This window comes from Dietzia maris (genome assembly GCF_036287335.1).
Classification (GTDB): Bacteria; Actinomycetota; Actinomycetes; order Mycobacteriales; family Mycobacteriaceae; genus Dietzia; species Dietzia cinnamea.
Genome location: NZ_CP143053.1, coordinates 654,842 through 673,105, shown reverse-complemented (window position 1 = coordinate 673,105; position 18,264 = coordinate 654,842). Strand labels below are relative to the sequence as shown.

Annotated in this window: 15 protein-coding genes and 1 pseudogene; 8 read left to right on the top strand and 8 right to left on the bottom strand. The window is 72.3% G+C overall.

What is annotated here, in order from left to right; genetic code table 11:
* Positions 1-56 precede the first annotated feature (56 nt).
* From VYL96_RS03060 to VYL96_RS03050, 3 genes are all read left to right on the top strand, one after another.
* The gene (locus VYL96_RS03060) at positions 57-1,346 is read left to right on the top strand and encodes an aspartate aminotransferase family protein (RefSeq protein WP_061916478.1); all 1,290 of its coding nucleotides are present in this window, start codon (positions 57-59) and stop codon (positions 1,344-1,346) included.
* 83 nt (positions 1,347-1,429) lie between these two features.
* Positions 1,430-4,507: an FAD-binding and (Fe-S)-binding domain-containing protein gene (locus VYL96_RS03055; RefSeq protein ID WP_061916517.1), complete on the top strand. Its 3,078-nt coding sequence runs from the start codon at positions 1,430-1,432 to the stop codon at positions 4,505-4,507.
* Positions 4,504-5,967: an NAD-dependent succinate-semialdehyde dehydrogenase gene (locus VYL96_RS03050; protein WP_061916475.1), complete on the top strand. Its 1,464-nt coding sequence runs from the start codon at positions 4,504-4,506 to the stop codon at positions 5,965-5,967. Before VYL96_RS03055 ends, VYL96_RS03050 begins: the two co-directional genes overlap by 4 nt.
* Positions 5,968-6,093: 126 nt before the next feature.
* Here the strand turns inward: VYL96_RS03050 and VYL96_RS03045 are convergent, their stop codons facing one another.
* From VYL96_RS03045 to ehuB, 7 genes are all read right to left on the bottom strand, one after another.
* Entirely contained in the window at positions 6,094-6,369 is a 276-nt protein-coding gene (locus VYL96_RS03045) for a WhiB family transcriptional regulator (RefSeq protein WP_063935329.1), read from the bottom strand.
* A 185-nt stretch (positions 6,370-6,554) separates the two neighbouring features.
* Positions 6,555-7,304, bottom strand: a complete 750-nt coding sequence (locus VYL96_RS03040) for a GntR family transcriptional regulator (RefSeq protein ID WP_083961711.1) — start codon at positions 7,302-7,304, stop codon at positions 6,555-6,557.
* Positions 7,301-8,773 carry an amidase gene (locus tag VYL96_RS03035; RefSeq protein ID WP_070722974.1) on the bottom strand — a complete coding sequence of 491 codons (1,473 nt, stop codon included), beginning with the start codon at positions 8,771-8,773 and terminating at the stop codon, positions 7,301-7,303. Before VYL96_RS03035 ends, VYL96_RS03040 begins: the two co-directional genes overlap by 4 nt.
* 85 nt (positions 8,774-8,858) lie before the next feature.
* The gene (gene ehuA, locus VYL96_RS03030) at positions 8,859-9,620 is read right to left on the bottom strand and encodes an ectoine/hydroxyectoine ABC transporter ATP-binding protein EhuA (protein ID WP_061916514.1); all 762 of its coding nucleotides are present in this window, start codon (positions 9,618-9,620) and stop codon (positions 8,859-8,861) included.
* An 85-nt stretch (positions 9,621-9,705) separates the two neighbouring features.
* Positions 9,706-10,350 (bottom strand): ectoine/hydroxyectoine ABC transporter permease subunit EhuD, encoded by a 645-nt coding sequence (gene ehuD, locus VYL96_RS03025; RefSeq protein WP_007628425.1) that lies wholly within the window; start codon positions 10,348-10,350, stop codon positions 9,706-9,708.
* A complete protein-coding gene (gene ehuC / locus VYL96_RS03020) occupies positions 10,347-11,078 on the bottom strand; it encodes an ectoine/hydroxyectoine ABC transporter permease subunit EhuC (RefSeq protein WP_007628426.1) in 732 nt (243 codons plus the stop codon). Before ehuC ends, ehuD begins: the two co-directional genes overlap by 4 nt.
* Before the next feature lie 6 nt (positions 11,079-11,084).
* Positions 11,085-11,981, bottom strand: a complete 897-nt coding sequence (ehuB, locus tag VYL96_RS03015) for an ectoine/hydroxyectoine ABC transporter substrate-binding protein EhuB (protein WP_063935327.1) — start codon at positions 11,979-11,981, stop codon at positions 11,085-11,087.
* A 182-nt stretch (positions 11,982-12,163) separates the two neighbouring features.
* On the opposite strand from ehuB, the gene otsB reads away from it, so the two are divergent.
* The 5 genes and pseudogenes from otsB to VYL96_RS02990 all read left to right on the top strand — a co-directional run bounded on the left by otsB (position 12,164) and on the right by VYL96_RS02990 (position 16,952).
* Positions 12,164-12,922, top strand: coding sequence for a trehalose-phosphatase (gene otsB, locus VYL96_RS03010; protein WP_061227453.1), 759 nt, complete (start codon positions 12,164-12,166; stop codon positions 12,920-12,922).
* A 155-nt stretch (positions 12,923-13,077) separates the two neighbouring features.
* The gene (locus VYL96_RS03005) at positions 13,078-14,154 is read left to right on the top strand and encodes a metal ABC transporter solute-binding protein, Zn/Mn family (protein ID WP_232303122.1); all 1,077 of its coding nucleotides are present in this window, start codon (positions 13,078-13,080) and stop codon (positions 14,152-14,154) included.
* A gap of 148 nt (positions 14,155-14,302) precedes the next feature.
* Positions 14,303-15,064: pseudogene (locus tag VYL96_RS03000) on the top strand (metal ABC transporter ATP-binding protein); the annotation flags it as partial.
* Positions 15,064-15,912: a metal ABC transporter permease gene (locus VYL96_RS02995; protein WP_061227456.1), complete on the top strand. Its 849-nt coding sequence runs from the start codon at positions 15,064-15,066 to the stop codon at positions 15,910-15,912. The pseudogene VYL96_RS03000 and the gene VYL96_RS02995, both read left to right, overlap by 1 nt.
* A gap of 23 nt (positions 15,913-15,935) precedes the next feature.
* The gene (locus VYL96_RS02990; protein WP_232303121.1) at positions 15,936-16,952 is read left to right on the top strand and encodes an aminoglycoside phosphotransferase family protein; all 1,017 of its coding nucleotides are present in this window, start codon (positions 15,936-15,938) and stop codon (positions 16,950-16,952) included.
* A 342-nt stretch (positions 16,953-17,294) separates the two neighbouring features.
* On the opposite strand, the gene rlmB is transcribed toward VYL96_RS02990, so the two are convergent.
* A complete protein-coding gene (rlmB, locus tag VYL96_RS02985; RefSeq protein WP_063935326.1) occupies positions 17,295-18,263 on the bottom strand; it encodes a 23S rRNA (guanosine(2251)-2'-O)-methyltransferase RlmB in 969 nt (322 codons plus the stop codon).
* Position 18,264: the final 1 nt, after the last annotated feature.

Genomic DNA, 18,264 nt, shown 5'->3' with positions numbered 1-18,264 from the left:
AATCCGCAATCGTCGGATTGTTGACAATCGACCGGGCGCGGCCACACACTGACCGCATGACCGCGCACCTGTCGCCCCTTCTCAAGCAGGCCACGCCCGTCGTCGTGGACCACGCCCTCGGCTCGTGGATCCACGGCACCGACGGCCGCGACTACCTGGACTTCACCACCGGCATCGGCGTGACCAGCACCGGCCACTGCCACCCCGACGTCGTGGCGGCCGCGCGGGAGCAGTGCGGGAAGATCATCCACGCGCAGTACACGACCGTCATGCACCAGCCGCTGCTCGAGCTCACCGCCAAGCTCGGCGAGCACCTGCCGGCCGGCATCGACTCGGTGTTCTACGCCAACTCGGGTTCCGAGGCCGTCGAGGCCGCCGTGCGGCTGGCGCGGATGGCCACGGGCCGGCCGAACATCGTCACCGTCCAGGGCGGCTTCCACGGCCGCACGGTGGCCGCCGCGAGCCTCACCACCGCCGGGACCCGCTTCTCCGCCGGCTTCTCCCCGCTCATGGGCGGCGTGGTGATGACCCCGTTCCCCCACGCGCTGCGCCACGGGTGGACCACCGACGAGGCCGTGGACTTCGCGCTGGCCGAGCTCGACTACCTCATGGCCACCCGCGTCGATGCCCGCGAGATCGCGGCGTTCCTCATCGAGCCCGTCCTGGGCGACGGCGGGTACATGGCCACTCCCCCGCGCTACCTGCAGGGACTGCGCGAGCGCGCCGACCGGATCGGCGCGCTGCTCGTGCTGGACGAGGTCCAGGCAGGCATCGGGCGCACCGGCCGTTTCTGGGGCCACCAGCACACCGAGGGCCTGGTCCCGGACGTCATCATCACCGCCAAGGGCATCGCCTCCGGCTTCCCCATCTCCGCGATCGCGGCACCCACCGAGCTCATGGCCAAGGCCTGGCCCGGCTCCCAGGGCGGCACCTACGGCGGCAACGCCGTGGCGGCCGCGGCCGGGGTGGCGACGCTCGGCGTGGTCGAGCGCGAGAGCCTCGTGCAGTGCGCGGCCGAGCGCGGAGCCCAGCTCCTCGACGGACTGCGGCGTAGCCTGGCGGACGTGAGCGAGATCTGCGACATCCGCGGTACCGGGCTCATGCTGGGCGTCGAGTTCGGCGACCCGACCGCGCCCGCCGGCAGCGCCGGCGCGCTCGAGGCCGCGCGCCTGGCGACGGCCGTCCAGCAGGCGTGCGTGGACGAGGACCTGCTCACCCTGACGTGTGGGCCGACCGGGTCGGTGGTGCGCCTCATCCCGGCTCTGGTGGTGACCTCCGAGGAAGTCGACGCCGGCGTCGAGCGCTTCACCCAGGCCGTGCACCGGGTGCGCGACGGGGCGGCGTGACCGCCCGCGTCGACGCGACCGCGCCCGGCCGCGCCGGCGGGTCCGGCGGGTCCGGCGGGTCCGGCGGGTCCGGCGGGTCCACGGTGACGGTTGACGAGCTGGTCGACGCGCTCACCGCCGCGGGTTTGGCCCCGGAGGCCGATCGCCGCCGGGTCGCCGAGTACTCCTACGACGCCTCCAACTACCGGGTCACCCCGGCCGCGGTGCTCTTCCCCCGCTCGGAGGCCGAGGTCGCCACCGCGCTCGCCGTGTGCCACCGCCTCGGCGTACCCGCGACCGCCCGCGGCGGCGGTACCTCGATGGCCGGCAACTCCGTCGGCACCGGGCTGGTGCTGGACCTGTCGCGGCACATGCACCGGGTGCTGGCCGTAGACGAGGCTGCGCGGACGGTCACCGCCGAGGCCGGCACCGTCCTCACCGCCCTGCGCGCCGCGGTTCACGCCGCGACCGACTCGCGACTGACCTTCGCCCCCGATCCCTCGAGCCAGTCGCGGGCGTGCCTGGGCGGGGCGATCGGCAACGACGCGTGCGGGAACCACTCCGTGCGTCACGGCCGGACCGCCGACCACGTCGAGGCGCTGCGCCTGGTCACCGCCGACGGCCTGCGCCTCACCGCCACGCGCCGAGGCGTCGAGGCCACCGACGCCGGGGACGCGGCCGCCGCCGCGCGCGCCGAGTACCTCACGGCCGAGCTGCGCGACCTGGCCGCCGCTCATCTGGCCGCGATCCGCACCGAGCTCGGCCGCATCCCCCGCCAGGTCTCCGGCTACCACCTGCGGCACCTGCTGCCGGAGGAGGGCTTCGACGTGGCCCGCGCGCTGGTCGGCTCCGAGGGCACATGCGCGATCGTCACCGCCGCGACCATGCGCGCCGTGCCCCGGGCCGCGCGCACCGGCCTGCTGGTAGTGGGGTACGCCGACGTCGTGGACGCCGCCCGCGACGTCCCGGCGATCCTGCGCCACCGCCCCACGGCGGTGGAGGGGATCGACGAGGTGATCGTGGCGACCATGCGGCAGCGCCGCGGCGCCGACGCCGTGGCCGATCTGCCCTCCGGGCGCGCGTGGCTTTTCGTGGAACTCGACGACGACGGGAACGACGACGAGCACGACGACGAGGCGGGCGGCGCCGGTGGTGGGCTCGGGGCCCGGATGACGCGCGTGGCCGACGAGCTGGCCGGGGACGGTCACGCCCTCGAGGCCCTCGTCGTGACGGATCCGGTGACCCGCGCCGACCTGTGGCGGGTCCGCGAGGACGGCGCCGGCCTGAGCTCCCGGCTCACCGATCCCGCCACCGGCGCCACCATCGAGTCCTGGCCCGGCTGGGAGGACTCGGCCGTGCCGCCCGAGAGGCTGGCCGACTACCTGGCCGAGTTCCGCGAACTGCTCGCACGGCACGGGCTCGCCGGCGTGATGTACGGCCATTTCGGCGCCGGATGCATGCACATCCGGATCACCTTCGACCTGCGCTCGGACGCCGGGCGGGCGGTCTTCCGCGCCTTCTGCACCGACGCCGCCCACCTCGCCGTGCGCCACGGCGGCTCCCTGTCCGGTGAACACGGGGACGGCCGCGCCCGTTCGGAACTGCTGCCGCTGATGTACTCGCCGGAGATGCTGGGCGCGTTCGAGGGTTTCGCGCGCATCTGGGACCCCGCGGGGCTGCTCGCACCCGGTGGCCTCACCGCCACCCGGCCGGTCGACGCCGACCTCGCCCTGGCCGGCGTCGGGCCCGGGATCGGCCGGCGTGACCTGGGACTGCTCACCTCCGCCGACGGTGCTCACCCCGTGCAGGCCTGCATCGGGGTCGGCCGCTGCCGCACGTCGACCGGCGGCGTGATGTGTCCGTCCTTCCGCGCGACCGGCGACGAGAAGGACTCCACCCGCGGTCGGGCCCGCGTCCTGCAGGAGGTCGTGCGTGGCACGATCGGCGTGGACGACCCGGCTGTCGAGGAGTCGCTCGAGCTGTGTCTGGCCTGCAAGGCGTGCTCCTCGGACTGCCCCACCGGCGTCGACATGGCCACGTTCAAGGCCGAGGCGCTGCACCGCCGCTATCGCCGACGCGTCCGGCCGCGCGTCCACTACTCCCTCGGCCTGCTCCCGCTGTGGCTGCGCGGGACCACCCGCGCCGCGGGGCCGCTCAACGCCCTGCTCGCCACCCCGCTCGGGCGGGCCGGCGCCCGGCTCGGGGGGATCACCGGCGAGCGCGCGCTGCCGCGGTTCGCCTCGGCCCGGCAGCTCCGCGACGAGCTCGCCCGGGTCCCGGCCAGCGTGTGGCACGTGCGCGACCTGGCCCGGCGATCGGGCAAGGGATCCGCTGCCGGTACGGGCGCGGTCGCCGGTTCGGGCGGCCGGGCGGTTGCGCGGACCTCGGCCGAGGTCGTGCTGTTCCTCGACTCGTTCACCCGGGGACTGCGCCCGCACGTCGCCGGCGCCGCCGCCCGCGTCCTGGGCGGCTCGCACACCTCCGTCGCCTGCTCGGCCGGCCACTGCTGCGGCCTCACCCACGTCACGACCGGCCGACTGGACGCCGCCCGACGCACCATGCGCGCGACCACGCGTCACCTCGACGCGATCCGCGGGCCGGACGGGGCGGAAGTGCCCGTCGTCGTCGTCGAACCGTCCTGCGCGGCCACGCTGCGCGGCGACCTCCCCCACCTCCTCGCCGACACCCCCGACGCCGACGCGGCCCGGCGCGTCGCGGCGCGGATCCGCTCCTCGGCCGACCACCTCGGCCGCCTCGCCTCCGAGGGCCGGGCGCCCGCCTGGCCCGGCGGCACCGCGCCCGACCGCGTCACCGTGCAGACCCACTGCCACGAATACGCGACGTTCGGCAACCGCGTGCAACGCGCGACGCTCACCGCCCTCGGCGTGGGCTCGGTCCGCGAGGCCACCGGCTGCTGCGGCGTCGCCGGCGACTTCGGCTTCACCGCCGGCCACGAGGCCGTCACCGCCGCCGTCGCCGAACAGGCCCTCGCACCCGCCCTGCGCGCCGACCCCGACGCGCCGGTCCTCACCGACGGGTTCTCGTGCGCCACCCAGACCGGTGAACTCGGCCGTACCGGGCGACACCTCTTCGAACTCCTCGATCCCGATCCCGCCGATTCCGACCCCTCCAGCCCCGATCCCGACGCCACCGTCCCGCCCACCACCAGGAGGCCCCAATGACCCGCTCCGTCACCGACATCATCGCCGGACTCGGCACCGGCGTGTACGTGGACGGGCAGTGGCGCGACGCCGCCTCCGGCGCCACGTTCGACGTGGTCAACCCGGCCACCGGCGAGGCCATCGCCACCCTCGCCGACGGCGGGGCCGACGACGCCACCGCCGCGATCGCCGCTGCCGGGCGGGCGCAGGAGAGCTGGGCCGCCGTCCCCGCGCGCGAGCGCGCCGAGATCCTGCGCCGGGCCTACGAGCTGCTGGTGTACCGCGCCGACGAGATCGCCCTCCTCATGACCACCGAGATGGGCAAGCCGCTGGCCGAGGCGCGCGGCGAGGTCAGCTACGGCGCCGAATTCTTCCGCTGGTTCTCCGAGGAGGCCTCCCGCATCCACGGCGACGCCCGCCGCTCCCCCGACGGCAAGACCCGACTCATGGTGACGCAGGAGCCGGTGGGCCCGTCCATCCTCATCACCCCGTGGAACTTCCCTCTGGCCATGGCCACCCGCAAGATCGGCCCGGCCGTGGCCGCCGGCTGCACCATGGTGTTCAAACCCGCCAACCTCACGCCGCTGACCTCCCTGTACGTGGTGGACGTCCTGCGCGAGGCCGGTCTGCCCGAGGGCGTGCTCAACGTGGTGTGCACGACCGACGCCGGCGGCGTGGTGGAGCCGTGGATCGACTCCGGGATCGCCCGCAAGCTCTCCTTCACCGGCTCCACACCCGTAGGCCGGAAGCTGCTCGAGCAGTGCTCGCGCGGCGTGCTGCGCACCTCCATGGAGCTCGGCGGGAACGCCCCGTTCGTGGTCTGCGAGGACGCGGACATGGACACCGCCGTCGACGCCGCCATGGCCGCCAAGATGCGCAACATGGGCGAGGCGTGCACGTCCGCCAACCGGATCCTCGTGCACCGGTCGGTGCTGGACGAGTTCGGTCGCCGACTGACCGAGCGGATGGCCTCCCTCACCGTGGGCGACGGCACCGCCGAGGGCACCGACGTGGGACCGCTGGTCGAGGAAAAGGCCGTCGACAAGGTCGCCGAGCTGGTCGACGACGCCGTGAGCCGCGGTGCCGCGGTGCTTACCGGCGGCACCCGCGGCGAGGGCCCCGGCTTCTTCTACCCGCCCACCGTCCTCACCGGCGTCACCCCGGACGCCAGGTTGATGTCCACCGAGATCTTCGGCCCCGTCGCCGCGCTCGTGCCGTTCGACACCGATGACGAGGCCGTCGCGCTGGCCAACGACACCGAGTACGGGCTGGTCTCGTACGTCATGACCGAGAATCTCGACCGCGCGATGACGATGTCCGAGCGGCTCCAGGCCGGCATGGTCGGCATCAACGTGGGCGTCGTCTCCAACCCGGCAGCGCCGTTCGGCGGGATCAAGCAGTCCGGGCTCGGCCGCGAGGGCGGGACGACGGGGATCGAGGAATTCCTCGAGACCAAGCTCGTCGCGATCCCCGTGCGCTGACAGGGCGACCGGGGGCGAGAGCGAAGAAAATCCGCTACCCCGGCACCGGATCCGCTACCTCCACAGGGGTAGCGGATCAGGCGTCCGAGTAGCGAATTTCGGGTGTCGCGCGAACACAGGGAGGGTCTAGCCGGTGCGCACCCGGCCGGCCTGGCGGTGGCGCTCGGCCTCGGTCATCCCGCCCCACACGCCGTACAGCTCACGGTTGTACGTGGCGTGGCGGCGGCAGGCGTCGATGACGGGGCATTGCGCGCAGAGCTTCTTGGCCGCGGTCTCCTTGCGGCGCCGCGTCGCCTTGGCCTCATCCTCCCCGTTGTAGAACAGGTCCGGAATGTCCCGACACCGACCGAGATCTGCCCACGCCCACTGCTCGTCGGTCTTGGTCAACACGCTGTGCTGCATCTTTCCCTCCCACCGTCCGTTCCAGCTTCCGTCACATCGGAGGTGATTCGGCACACCCCCACGGGTGGGATGGGTCGGCACCGCTAAAGTTCCTTCATGCGCGTGACGATCACGGCCATCAACGCCTTTCCGCTGGTCATCGCCGGTGTCGAGGTGCGCGTCAGACGGCCGCGCGCCGGGGGTGGTCAGACGGCCGGGCCGGATCCGAGGACCCGCGCGAGACCGTCCCTCATGTGGTCGACCAGCAGCGCGCGGGCCGGGCCCGGGTTGGCCGCGCGTACCGCGTCGGCGATCGCGCGATGCTCGGCGAGCCGCGACGCGGCGTCCGAATAGGTACCCCGCATGGCGTGTAGGCACATGCTCGTCTCGACCAGCACCGTCTCGTGCACGCGCGACAGTCGCGGGCTCCGCGCGGCCTCGACGAGGGCGTGGTGGAAGTCCAGATCCGCCGCGACCATGGCCGCCGATCGCGGCTCGGCGGCGAGGGCGGCCATCGCGTCGACGGCGGCGTCGAGCGCGTCGGCCGTGTCGGCCCCCAGTCCCAGGTCGAGTACGCGGTCGAGGGCGGCCGTCTCCACCGTCGTGCGCAGCAGGTACATGTCCTCGACGGCCTCGGGGGTCAGGTCGGCGACGAACAGCCCGCGGTTGCGGTGGGAGACCAGGAGGCCCTCCTGCGTCAACCGCTGCATGGCCTCGCGCAGGGGGCCGCGGCTCACGCCGAGCGAACGCGCCAACGCGGCCTCGCCGAGCTGGGTGCCCGGGCCGAACGTGCCGTCGGAGATCGCACGACGGAGCGTGCGCGCGATGAGCGACGGAGTCGACTCGCGGACGACGGGGGCCAGGCCCGGGGCGGACTCCGCGGCGGGTGCTGCGGCCGGCCCGGTGGCGGATGCTGCGGCCGGCCCGGTGGCCGACTCCGGGACGGGTGTCGTCATCGGTCATCGCCCCCGGCACCGCCGGCGTGGACCCGGGGCGTGGGCACCACCCTGCCCAGCGCGACCTCGAGGGCGGCGCCGACCCGGACGACGAGCCGGTCCTCGAAGCGGGCCCCCACCACCTGCAGACCCACCGGCAGCCCGGAGTCGGTCGTCCCGCACGGAACGCTCAGCGCCGGCTGCTGGGTCATGTTGAACGGATAGGTGTAGGGCGTCCACGAGGTCCAGTCCGGGCTGTGCCAACCCGGCGGCACGTCCGACCCCACGTCGAAGGCCGGGATCGGGGTGGTGGGCGTGATGAGGATGTCGTACCGCTGGTGGAAATCGGCCATCCTCGCCCCCAGCGCCATGCGGACGGCGACCGCGTCGAGGTAGTCGGCGGCGGAGTAGTCGTGATACCGGCCCAGGGCCTCGCGCATCGACGGGTCAACGCGCTCGATCGCGTCCGGCCCGTGCGGCGCGAGGACCGCGGCCAGGCCCGCGAACCACAGGACGTGGAACGCGTCGACGGGGTCGGTCACGCCCGGGTCGGCGGTGTCGACGTGCGCCCCGAGCTCGGAGAGGACGCCGACCGCGCGGGTGACCTCGCGCTCGACGTCGGCATCGTTCCGACCGAAGCCCAGCGTGGGACTGTAGGCGACCCGCAGGCCCTCGAGCGGGCGGTCGCCCCGCGTCCCCTCGGTCGCCGCGGCCAGATACCCGCCCGGGCCGGGCGTGGTGGCGCGCGCGGGGACGGCGGACCAGTCCCGCGGGTCGGGGCGCAGCAGAGCGTCCATGAACGCGGCGGCGTCGGACACCGTGCGGGTCATCGGCCCGGCGTGCGCGAGCGTGCCGAACGGGCTCGACGGGAACATCGGGATGACCCCGTAGGTGGGCTTGAGCGCGACGATCGCGCAGAACGCGGCGGGGATCCGGACCGAGCCGCCGCCGTCGGTGCCCAGTGCGAGCTGCCCGAGCCCGGCGGCGACCGCCGACGCCGCCCCACCGCTCGAACCGCCCGGGGTCAGGGCCGGGTCATGCGGGTTGCGGGTGATCCCGGTGAGCGTGTTGTCGGTGACGCCCTTCCACGCGAACTCCGGGGTCGTGGTCTTGCCGATCACCACGCATCCGGCCTCGTGGACCGCGGAGGTCACCGGGGCGTCGTCGGGCCAGGACGCCGGATCGGTGGCGCCCGGTTTGTCGGCCAGCAGGTGGGAGCCCCGCAGGGTCGGGACGCCCCGGGTGTAGAAAATGTCCTTGATCGACGTGGGTACCCCGTCGAGCGGACCGAGCGGCGCGCCGCTCCTGTACCGCTCCTCGGAACGCCCGGCCTCGGCGAGGGTCGCCTCGCGGTCGACGTGGCAGAAGGCGTTGATCCTCCCGTCCACCCGCTCGATGGCGTCGAGCGCCTCCTCGGCCGACTCCACCGGGGAGTACGCGCCGTCCCGGAAACACTCGGCGAGCTCAAGCGCCGTCAGGGTGACTGTCATGCGGGCACCTTCCACCGAACCGTCTGATTGTCGACAATCGTACAGTGCGGCGGCGCCCGGTCAAGGTCCGGTCGGCCCGCGGGACTCAGCGGTCGAGGACGGCCTTGAGGAACGTGCGGGTCCGCTCCTGCTGCGGGTCCGTGAAGATCGCCTCCGGCGTCCCCTCCTCGACGATCTTGCCCTTGTCGAACACGAGGACGCGGTCGGCGACGTCGCGGGCGAAGCCCATCTCGTGGGTGACGATGAGCATCGTGATGTCGGTGGACTCGGCGATCATCCGGAGGACCCCGAGCACGTCCGCGACCAGCTCCGGGTCGAGGGCCGAGGTGACCTCGTCGAGCAACAGGATGTCCGGGTCCATCGCGAGCGCGCGGGCGATGGCGACCCGCTGCTGCTGGCCGCCCGAGAGCGTGGTGGGGTGGGCGTTCTCCTTGTCCGAGAGCCCCACGGTGGCCAGGAGTTCCCGCGCCCGCGCCTCCGCCTCCTCCTTCGATCTGCCCAGGACGTGGATGGGCGCCTCGGTGATGTTCCTCAGCACCGTCATGTTGGGGAACAGGTTGAACTGCTGGAACACCATGCCGATCTTCGATCGGACGGCGCGCAGATGCTTCTGAGAGGGCTTGACCAGCTTGCCGTCCCTGAGCTGGTGGGTCAGCGGCTCGCCCTCCACCCAGATCACGCCGTCGTCCACCGACTCGATCGTCATCAGCAGCCGCAGGATCGTCGTCTTGCCCGATCCGCTCGGTCCGATCAGTGCCACGCGCTCGCCGCGCCGCACGGTGAAGTCGAGGTGGTCCAGGACGGTGTGGTCGCCGAACTTCTTGACCACCTTCTCGAACACCACCATCGGGGCGTCGTCGGCGCCCGTGGACCCCGGCCCGGCCGATGGCGTGTGACCGGCGGGGGCGGCGTCGCCGGCCGGGGTGGTGTCGTCAGTAGGCAAGGGACTTCTCCAGTCTCCGGATGAGAATCGATGTCGGGTAGCTCGCGAGCAGGAAGATCACGCCGGCGAGCGTGATCGGCTCGAGGTACTGGAAGTTCCGGGCGCCGTACTGCTGCGCTGCCGTGACCATCTCCACCACGGTGATGGCGAAGAGGAACGGGGTGTCCTTGAACAGCGAGATCGCATAGTTGCCGAGCGCCGGGACGGTGTTGCGGATCGCCTGCGGGAGCACGACCGCCCGCCACGTCCGGCCCGCGGGCAGGGACAGCGCCTGCGCGGCCTCCCACTGCCCCCGCGGCACGGCGTCGATGCCCGCGCGGTACACCTCGGCCATGTAGGTCGCGTAATGCACGCCGATCACGCCGATGCCGATCTGCAGCGCGGTGAACTGTGGGAGCAGGAAGTAGGCGAACAGCAGCTGAACCACGAGCGGGGTGAGCCGGATGAACTCGGTCACCATCCGCAGGGGCACCGTGATCACCGCGGGCGCGGCCCGACGGAGCACCGCCACGACCAGTCCCAGTGCGGCGGCGATGAGGAATCCGACCACGGTGGCGAGCAGCGTGATCCTGAAGCCCTCGAGCAGGACGGGCACGGCCTCGGCGGCGCGTTCCCAACTCCAGTCGACACTCATCGTCCGACCCCCACTGCCTCGTCGACCCGTTCGGGACGCAGACTCAGGACCTCACGCATCGACGGCCCGACACCGAGTCGGGACTTCGCGCCGACCTCCAGCATGTTCATGAACAGGGTGAGCACGTAGGCGATGAGGAAGTACAGCACCAGCCCGATCCCGAAGGCGAAGACGGTGTCACCGGTGACCCGCCGCAGCTCGCCGATGTGGAAGGTCAGATCCTGGAGCAGGATGAAGCTGGCCAGTGCGCTGCCCTTGAGCAGCTGGATCAGCAGATTGTTGAGCGGCGGGATCATCTGCACCCACGCCTGCGGGAAGACGATCCGGTACAGGCGCTGCCACGACGTGAAGTTGAGGGCCAGCGCGGCCTCCCACTGCGGGGCCGGCACGGCCGCCAGCGACCCGCGCACCACCTCGGCCGCATACGCCCCGTAGTTGAGCCCCAACGCGAGGATCCCGCAGAAGAGCGGGTCGAGCTCGTAGCCGAGCAGCGGCAGGACGAAGAACAGCCAGAACAGCTGCACCAGGAGGGAGGTCCCGCGGAAGAACTCGACGATCGTCCTCGACACCCCGCGGATGAGCATGGAGCGGGAGCCCGCCGCGACACCCAACACGAGCGCCAACGCGAACGCCAGGGCCGCGCCACCGAGAGTGAGGTAGATGGTGGTGACGATGCCTTCCTGGAAACGCGGCCACGCCTCCAGGAAGGCATCGATATTACTGTCCACCGCCGGCTACTCGACCCCGGCGCACAGGTCGGCGGTCGTCAGTTCGGGATCGGGCAGCTCCTCTTCAGTGAACCCGAACTCGCCCACGATGGAGAGGTACTTCTCCGGGTCGGAGGTGATCTTCGCCAGTTCCTCGTTGTAGGCGTCCAGCAGTTCCTTGTCGTCGGTACGGAACACGGTGCCGCCGGCCCCGACCTGCGGCACCCCGTTGATCTCGGCGACGAACGACTGGGTGACCTCGACGGGCGCGTCGGGGTTGTTGTTCTTCATCCAGTTGAGCGAGATCCCGGTCAGCGCGAAGACGTCGGCGCGCCCGGACGTCACCGCGTCCATCCCGTCCTGCGGCGTGGCGACCTGCATCGAGTCGATGCCCAGCTCGGTCGCGTAGTCGGACTCGATCGCGCCCGTCATGGTCGCCAGCCGCGCCCCGCTGTCCGCCACCGACTGCATGTCGGTGAGGTTCATCGGGTTGCCCTCCTCGACCATGAGCGCGGTGGTGTAGTTGAACTCCGGCTCGCTGAACGCGGCCTGCTCGCAGCGCTCCGGCAGGATCGACATCCCCGCGCTGACCACGTCGAAGCGGTTGGCCTGCAGGCCGGGGATCAGGGCGCCGAAGTCGGCGTTCACGCCCTCGACGGTCTCGATGCCCAGGTTGCCGAAGATCTCCCGGTGCAGCGCGACGGTGGCGCCGGTCAGCTCTCCGTTCTCCATGAACGAGTACGGTGCCTCCCCTGCGAAGCCGACGGTCACGCTGCCGCGCTCCTGCAGCGTCTGCAGCAGGCTGGAGTCGTCATCGGTGTTCGTCGAGGTACACCCCGTGAGCGCCAGCCCGGCCACCACGACGGCGGCGACCACGCCCTTCGAACGACGGCGGACGGATGTTCTCAGCGCTGATGGTGCCATGGTCTTCAACCTTCCGATCGCGGTCGGACACCAGGCTCACCCGTGTGCCCGAATCCTCGTGCGCTCTCCGGTGCGTGATCGCCACGCCCGACTGGTGGTTCCTATGGGTTTTCTTAACGTAGCACGCGTCACATCGCCAGTAGAGGGTTTTTCGCTTCGCCACCGCGCCTATCCTGAGCCACATGACGCCACCCGAGACGCTCGACGAGGCCCTCCGACGCGCTGCCGCGGCGCCCACCCTGGTGGTGGCGTGCGACTACGACGGCACGCTCGCGCCGTTCGTCGACGACCCCACCAGCGCTGTGCCCGCGCCCGGTGCCGTGGACGCGCTGGCGCGCCTCGCGGACCTGCCCCGCACGACGGTGGCGCTGCTGTCGGGCCGCAACCGCGCCGCACTGTCCGAGGTGAGCGGCGCGGGCGCGCCGGTGGTGCTGGTGGGGAGCCACGGGTCGGAGTGGGAGGGCGGTTTCGACTCGCCCCTCGACGACGACGAGGTGGCGCTGCTCGAGCGGGTGCGCTCCGAGCTGGAGGACATCGTCTCCCGCACCCCCGGCGCCCACGTCGAGACCAAGCCCACCGCCGCCGTCCTGCACGTCCGGCCGGTGCCGGATCCCGCTGCTCGCGACCGTGCGCAGTCCGAGGCCATGGCCGGGCCGGCCGCTCTCGACGGGGTGTTCGTCACCGAGGGCAAGAACGTGGTCGAGATCGCCGTCCGCGAGGCGAGCAAGGGCGCGGCCATCGAGAAGATGGTCGAGCAGACCGGCGCCGAGGTCGCGCTGTTCATCGGCGACGACGTCACGGACGAGCGCGGTTTCGCACGCCTACGCCCGCAGGACGTGGGCATCAAGGTCGGGGAAGGCGAGACCGCGGCCGCCCACCGCGTGGCCGACATCCCCGCGGTCGTCGAGCTGCTCGGTACCCTCGCCGACCTGCGCAGCTGACATCGCGGCGTGCGCGGCCGCCCTCGCCGCAGGCGTCGACGACGTCCCGTCACGCACCGGCCCACACGCGTCTCGCACCCCCGGATTCACACGCCGCGGCCTCCGCGGTTCTACACTTAACGACAACGGTTCCCATTACTACGAGAGTGGTGCTCGTGTCGTCGACCCCCCGCCAGAAGCGCATCCCCCCACGCCGAGCGCTGGCCGCGCTCGCGGTGACCCTGCTCGGCGCGGGCACGCTCGCCGCCTGCGGCGCCGACGGTCAGGCCGCCACCGACGACGGCGACCGCCCCCAGGTGGTCGCCTCGACGACCGTGTACGCCGACATCGCCGAGCAGGTGGCCGGCGACAACGCGACGGTGGAGTCCGTCATCTCCGACCCGGCGGCCGATCCCCACTCCTACGAGGCCAGCCCGGCGGACGCGGCGTCCGTCGGCACCGCCGACCTGGTGATCTACAACGGCGCCGGATACGACGGATTCGTGGACCTCGCGCTCGAGAACGCCGACGACGTGCCGGTCGTGCGGGCCGTCGACGAGTTCACGCGCGTCACCGGGGGCGTCGTTGCCGGCCACGACCACGCCGGCCACAACCACGCCGGCCACGACCACTCCGACGACGAGCACGCCGGCGAGGAGCACGGCGACGACCACGGAGAAGGGGGCCACGAGCACGGTGGCGCCGACGAGAACGAGCACGTGTGGTTCAGCCTGCCCACCGTCGCGGCCGTCGCCGAGCGCGTCGGCGAGGAACTCGCCGCGATCGACGCCGAGCACGCCGAGGAGTACCGCGCCAACGCCCGCGCCTTCGCCGACGCCCTGGGGCCACTCGAGGCCGAGCTCGAGGAGATCCACGACCGCGGCCACTTCCCGTACGCCCAGACCGAGCGGGTCGGCGCGCACCTGTTCGACGCCGCACACCTGACCGACCTGACGCCGCGCGGGTTCCTCGCCTCCGTCGAGAACGACACCGACCCGTCCGCCGTCGACCTCGCCGCCCTGCTCGATCTGCTCGCCGAGCGACGGGTCGCCTTCCTGGCCTTCAACACCCAGACCGAGACCTCCGTGACCGCCCGCGTCCGCGACGCCGCGGAGGAGGCGGACCTCGTCGTCGTCGACCTCACCGAGACCCTCCCCGAGGGCACCGACTACCTGAGCTGGATAACCGGGATCGTCGACCGGGTGGCCGGCGCGCTCGCCGACGCCGCCCCTGTGGCCGACGTCGGGCACTGATCGGATGGAGACCGACCCGACGGGCACCGACCCCGCCGCCGACCCGTCCGCCGACCACGAGCGCGGCGCCCCCGGGCCCGGTCCGGTCGTCTCCTTGCGGGGCGTCACCGTCTCGCGCGGCGGCCGCACCCTCATCCGCGACCTCGACCTCGATGTGCGGCCCGGCGAGTTCGTCGCCGTCCTCGGGCCCAACGGCGCCGGCAAGACCACCCTGCTCAAAGTCCTGCTCGGCGAGCACCGCCCCGACGCCGGAAGCGTCCTCGTCGACGGCCGGCCGCCGGGCGACCGCGCCACCCACCTCGGCTACGTCCCGCAGCAACGCGCGTTCGACCCCGGCATCACCCTGCGCGGCCGCGACCTCGTCGCCCTCGGGATCGACGGCACCCGCTGGGGACCCGGCCGGCCGTCCCGGCGCGCCGACAAGCGCCGCATCGTCGCCGACTCCCTCGCCCGCCTCGAGGCCACGACATTGTCCGACAAGCCGCTCGGGCGGATGTCCGGAGGCGAACAACAGCGTGTGCGCGTCGCCCAGGCCATCGCCGCCGACCCGTGTGTCATGCTCTGCGACGAACCGCTGCTCAGCCTGGACCTCACCGGTCAGCGCACCGTCGCCTCCGTCCTCGATCACCGACGCCGCGAGCACGACACGGCGGTCGTGTTCGTCACCCACGAGATCAACCCGGTCCTGCCGATGGTCGACCGGATCGTCTACCTCGTCGACGGGCGGCACCGCATCGGCACTCCCGACGAGGTGTTCACCAGCGAGGTCCTGTCCGAGCTGTACTCCTCCCCCGTCGAGGTGTTGCGCGTGCGCGGACAGATCATCGTGGTGGGCGACACCCAGCACCTGTGTACCGAGCCCTGGACCACGGGACACCACCACGACCACACCGGGGACGGAGCGCACTGATGGACCGCCTGCTCGAGATCGTCGAGTCCATCGCCGACACCGAGACCACCGCCTACCTGCTGCAGCAGGACTTCGTGATCTTCGGTCTCGCCGCGATCGCGCTGCTCGGCCTGCTCTCCGGCGCGATCGGACCGTTCATCATCATGCGGCAGATGTCGTTCTCCGTCCACGGCGCCAGCGAGCTCGCCTTGACCGGTGCCGCCGCCGCGCTGCTGTTCGGGCTCAACCTCGGCCTGGGGGCCATCGTGGGGTCGGTGATCGCGGCGCTGATGTTCGGGATCATGGGCTCGCGGGCCTCCCAACGAGACTCCTCGATCGGGGTCGTGCTGGCGTTCGGCCTCGGGCTCGCGGTGCTGTTCATCCACCTCTATCCCGGGCGGTCCGGCACCAGTTTCTCCCTGCTCACCGGGCAGATCGTCGGTGTCTCCGAGAACGGCCTCGTGCAGATGGCGGTGGTCGCGGCAATCATCTGCGTGGCGCTCATCGCGCTGTACCGGCCGCTCGTGTTCTCCTCCGCCGACCCCGAGGTGGCCGCGGCGCGCGGTGTGCCCGTGCGGGCGCTCAACATGATCTTCGCCGTGCTCGTGGGGCTCGCGGCGGCGCAGGCCGTACAGGTGGTGGGCGCGCTGCTCGTGCTCTCCCTGCTCATCACCCCCGCCGCCGCGGCGGCCGCCGTCACCTCCAGCCCCGCGAAGGCCATCGGGCTGACGATCCTCTTCGCCGAGCTCGCCGCCGTGGGCGGGATGTTGCTCTCGCTCGCCCCCGGCGTGCCCGTCTCGGTGTTCGTCACCACCGTCTCGTTCGTCATCTACCTGGCATGTCGCGCGGTGGCGGCGGTCCGGCGCTGACCCCCGGTACTAGCGTGTGAGCCGTGAACAGCGACCACAGTGCTCACCCCGATGGTGGCCCCGCGGGCGCCGGCTCTCCGGTTACCGGCCCGGGTGCTCATCCTGATGGTGGCCCCGGTGCTCATCCCGCCGCCGCCGGGCTCGCGGCCATCCGCGCCGACTACCCCACACTGAGCTGGGACCGCGCCGAGCGGGTCGACGAGGGCTGGGACCACGTCGTGGTGATCTGCCACGGCTGCCACGGAGACGACGCCCTCGGGCACCGCGATCTGGTCTTCCGTTTCCCCGACGACGAGCAGGCGCTCACCCAGCTGCCCACCGAGATCGCGGTCCTGGAGCACCTCGCCGGGCGTGTGGAGGCGGCACTCCCCCGCTACTCGCACGCTCCCGAACACGGGCGGTTCGCCGGCTACCCGCTGGTGCGCGGTCAGCGCCTCACCCCGGAACTGCTGCACAGCCTGCCCCACCCTGAGAAGACGGTCATCGCGGGCCAGCTGGGCGCACTCCTGTCCGCGCTGCACATCCAGGACGTCTCGGGCCCGCCGCTCGACCGGGTCCCGTACTCCTACCAACCCGAGAACCTGGACTTCGTGCGCGGCATCGTCGCCCACGACCTGCCGTCGGTGTTCACCCCCGACGAGATGCGCACCGCCCACGAGATCTGCGACGAGGTCGGCGCGTTACAGTCCACCCTGCTGCCGCGGGTGTTCCTCCACAACGACGTCTACTCGCGCCACCTGTACTGGGACCGGGACTCCGCCCCCGGCCAGCTGGGGCTCATCGACTTCACCGACATGTGCCTGGGAGACCCGGCCGTGGACTTCGCCGAACTGTACGAATACGGCCCGCGCTTCGTCGAGGGCGTCCTGGCCCGGTACGTCGGCCGGGTCGACGACACCTTTCTCGACCGGGCGTGGACGTACCAGCGGCTCGCCGCGCTCTACATGATCGCGGGCCACCTCTACTACGGGGTCGAGACGTGGGAGTACGCGCGCGCGGCGTTCGACCGCTGCCGGTCACCCCACCGCCCGCGGGCCTGAGCACGAAACAGGGCCCGCGCCACTCGCAGCCGCTCCCCGACATGGCGTCTCGCACCCGAAACTACCCGGCCAGAACACAGCCGCGCGTCGGCATGGCGTCTCGCTCCCGAAACTGCCCGGCCAGAACACAGCCGCGCGTCGGCATGGCGTCTCGCCAGCCCCGATGCCCGAGCGAGACGCCATGCCGACGGGCCGCGTGACATCCGCGGACGCGAGACGCCATGCCGACGGGCGGGGTGACATGTACAGGCGCGGCTGCCCGTGAACCGCAGTGGAGGGTCCGAGCGCACAGGTCAGCCGGCGACCGCGAGTCCGGTCAGCCGGTCAGCCGGCCAGCCGGCGTCAGCCCTTGACGCGCCGCTGCCGCGCGAACTCCGACAGCACCACGCCCGCCGCGACGGAGGCGTTGAGGCTCTCCACCTCCGAGGCGATCGGGATCGACAGGATCGAATCGCAGTTCTCACGCACCAACCGGGACAGACCCTTGCCCTCGGAGCCCACCACGATGACCGTGGGCCCGGTGCCGTCGTAGTCGTCCAGCGAGACGTCACCGCCGGCGTCGAGACCGACGAGCTGCACCCCGGCCTTGGCCCAGTCGAGCAGCGTCCGGTTGAGGTTGGTTGCCCTGGCGACGGGGAGCCGGGCGGCGGCACCGGCGGAGGTCCGCCACGCGACGGCCGTGATGGAGGCACTGCGACGCTCGGGGATGAGGACCCCGTGCCCGCCGAAGGCCGCGACCGAGCGGATGACGGCGCCGAGGTTGCGCGTATCCGTGATGTTGTCCAAGGCCACGAGCAGCGCGGGCTCGGAGGAACCCATCGCCATGTCCAGCAGGTCAGCGGGGTCGGTGTACTGGTAAGGCGGCACCTGGAGGCCGACGCCCTGGTGCATGCCGTTCGACACCATGCGGTCGAGGTCGGTGCGCGGCACCTCGAGGATGGAGATGCCCTTGCCGGCGGCGAGGTGGACGGCCTCGGTCAGCCGCTCGTCAGCGTCCGAGCCGATCGCGACGTACAGCGCGGTCGCGGGAACGCCGGCTCGGAGGCATTCGACCACCGGGTTGCGGCCCACCACGTACTCGGGGCCGTCGGCCTGCTTCTGTGCCTGGCGGCGGCGCTGCTGCGCGCCCTCGGCCTTGCGGTTGGCGGCCTTGGCCCGGCGGTGTGCCGGGTGGTAGGTCCGGTCCTCCGCCTTGGGGGTGGCGCCGCGCGCCTCCAGCCCCCGGCGCCGTTGGCCGCCCGACCCGACGACCTGGCCCTTCTTGGTGCCGGACTTGCGGATGGCTCCGCGCCGACTCGAGTTACCTGCCATG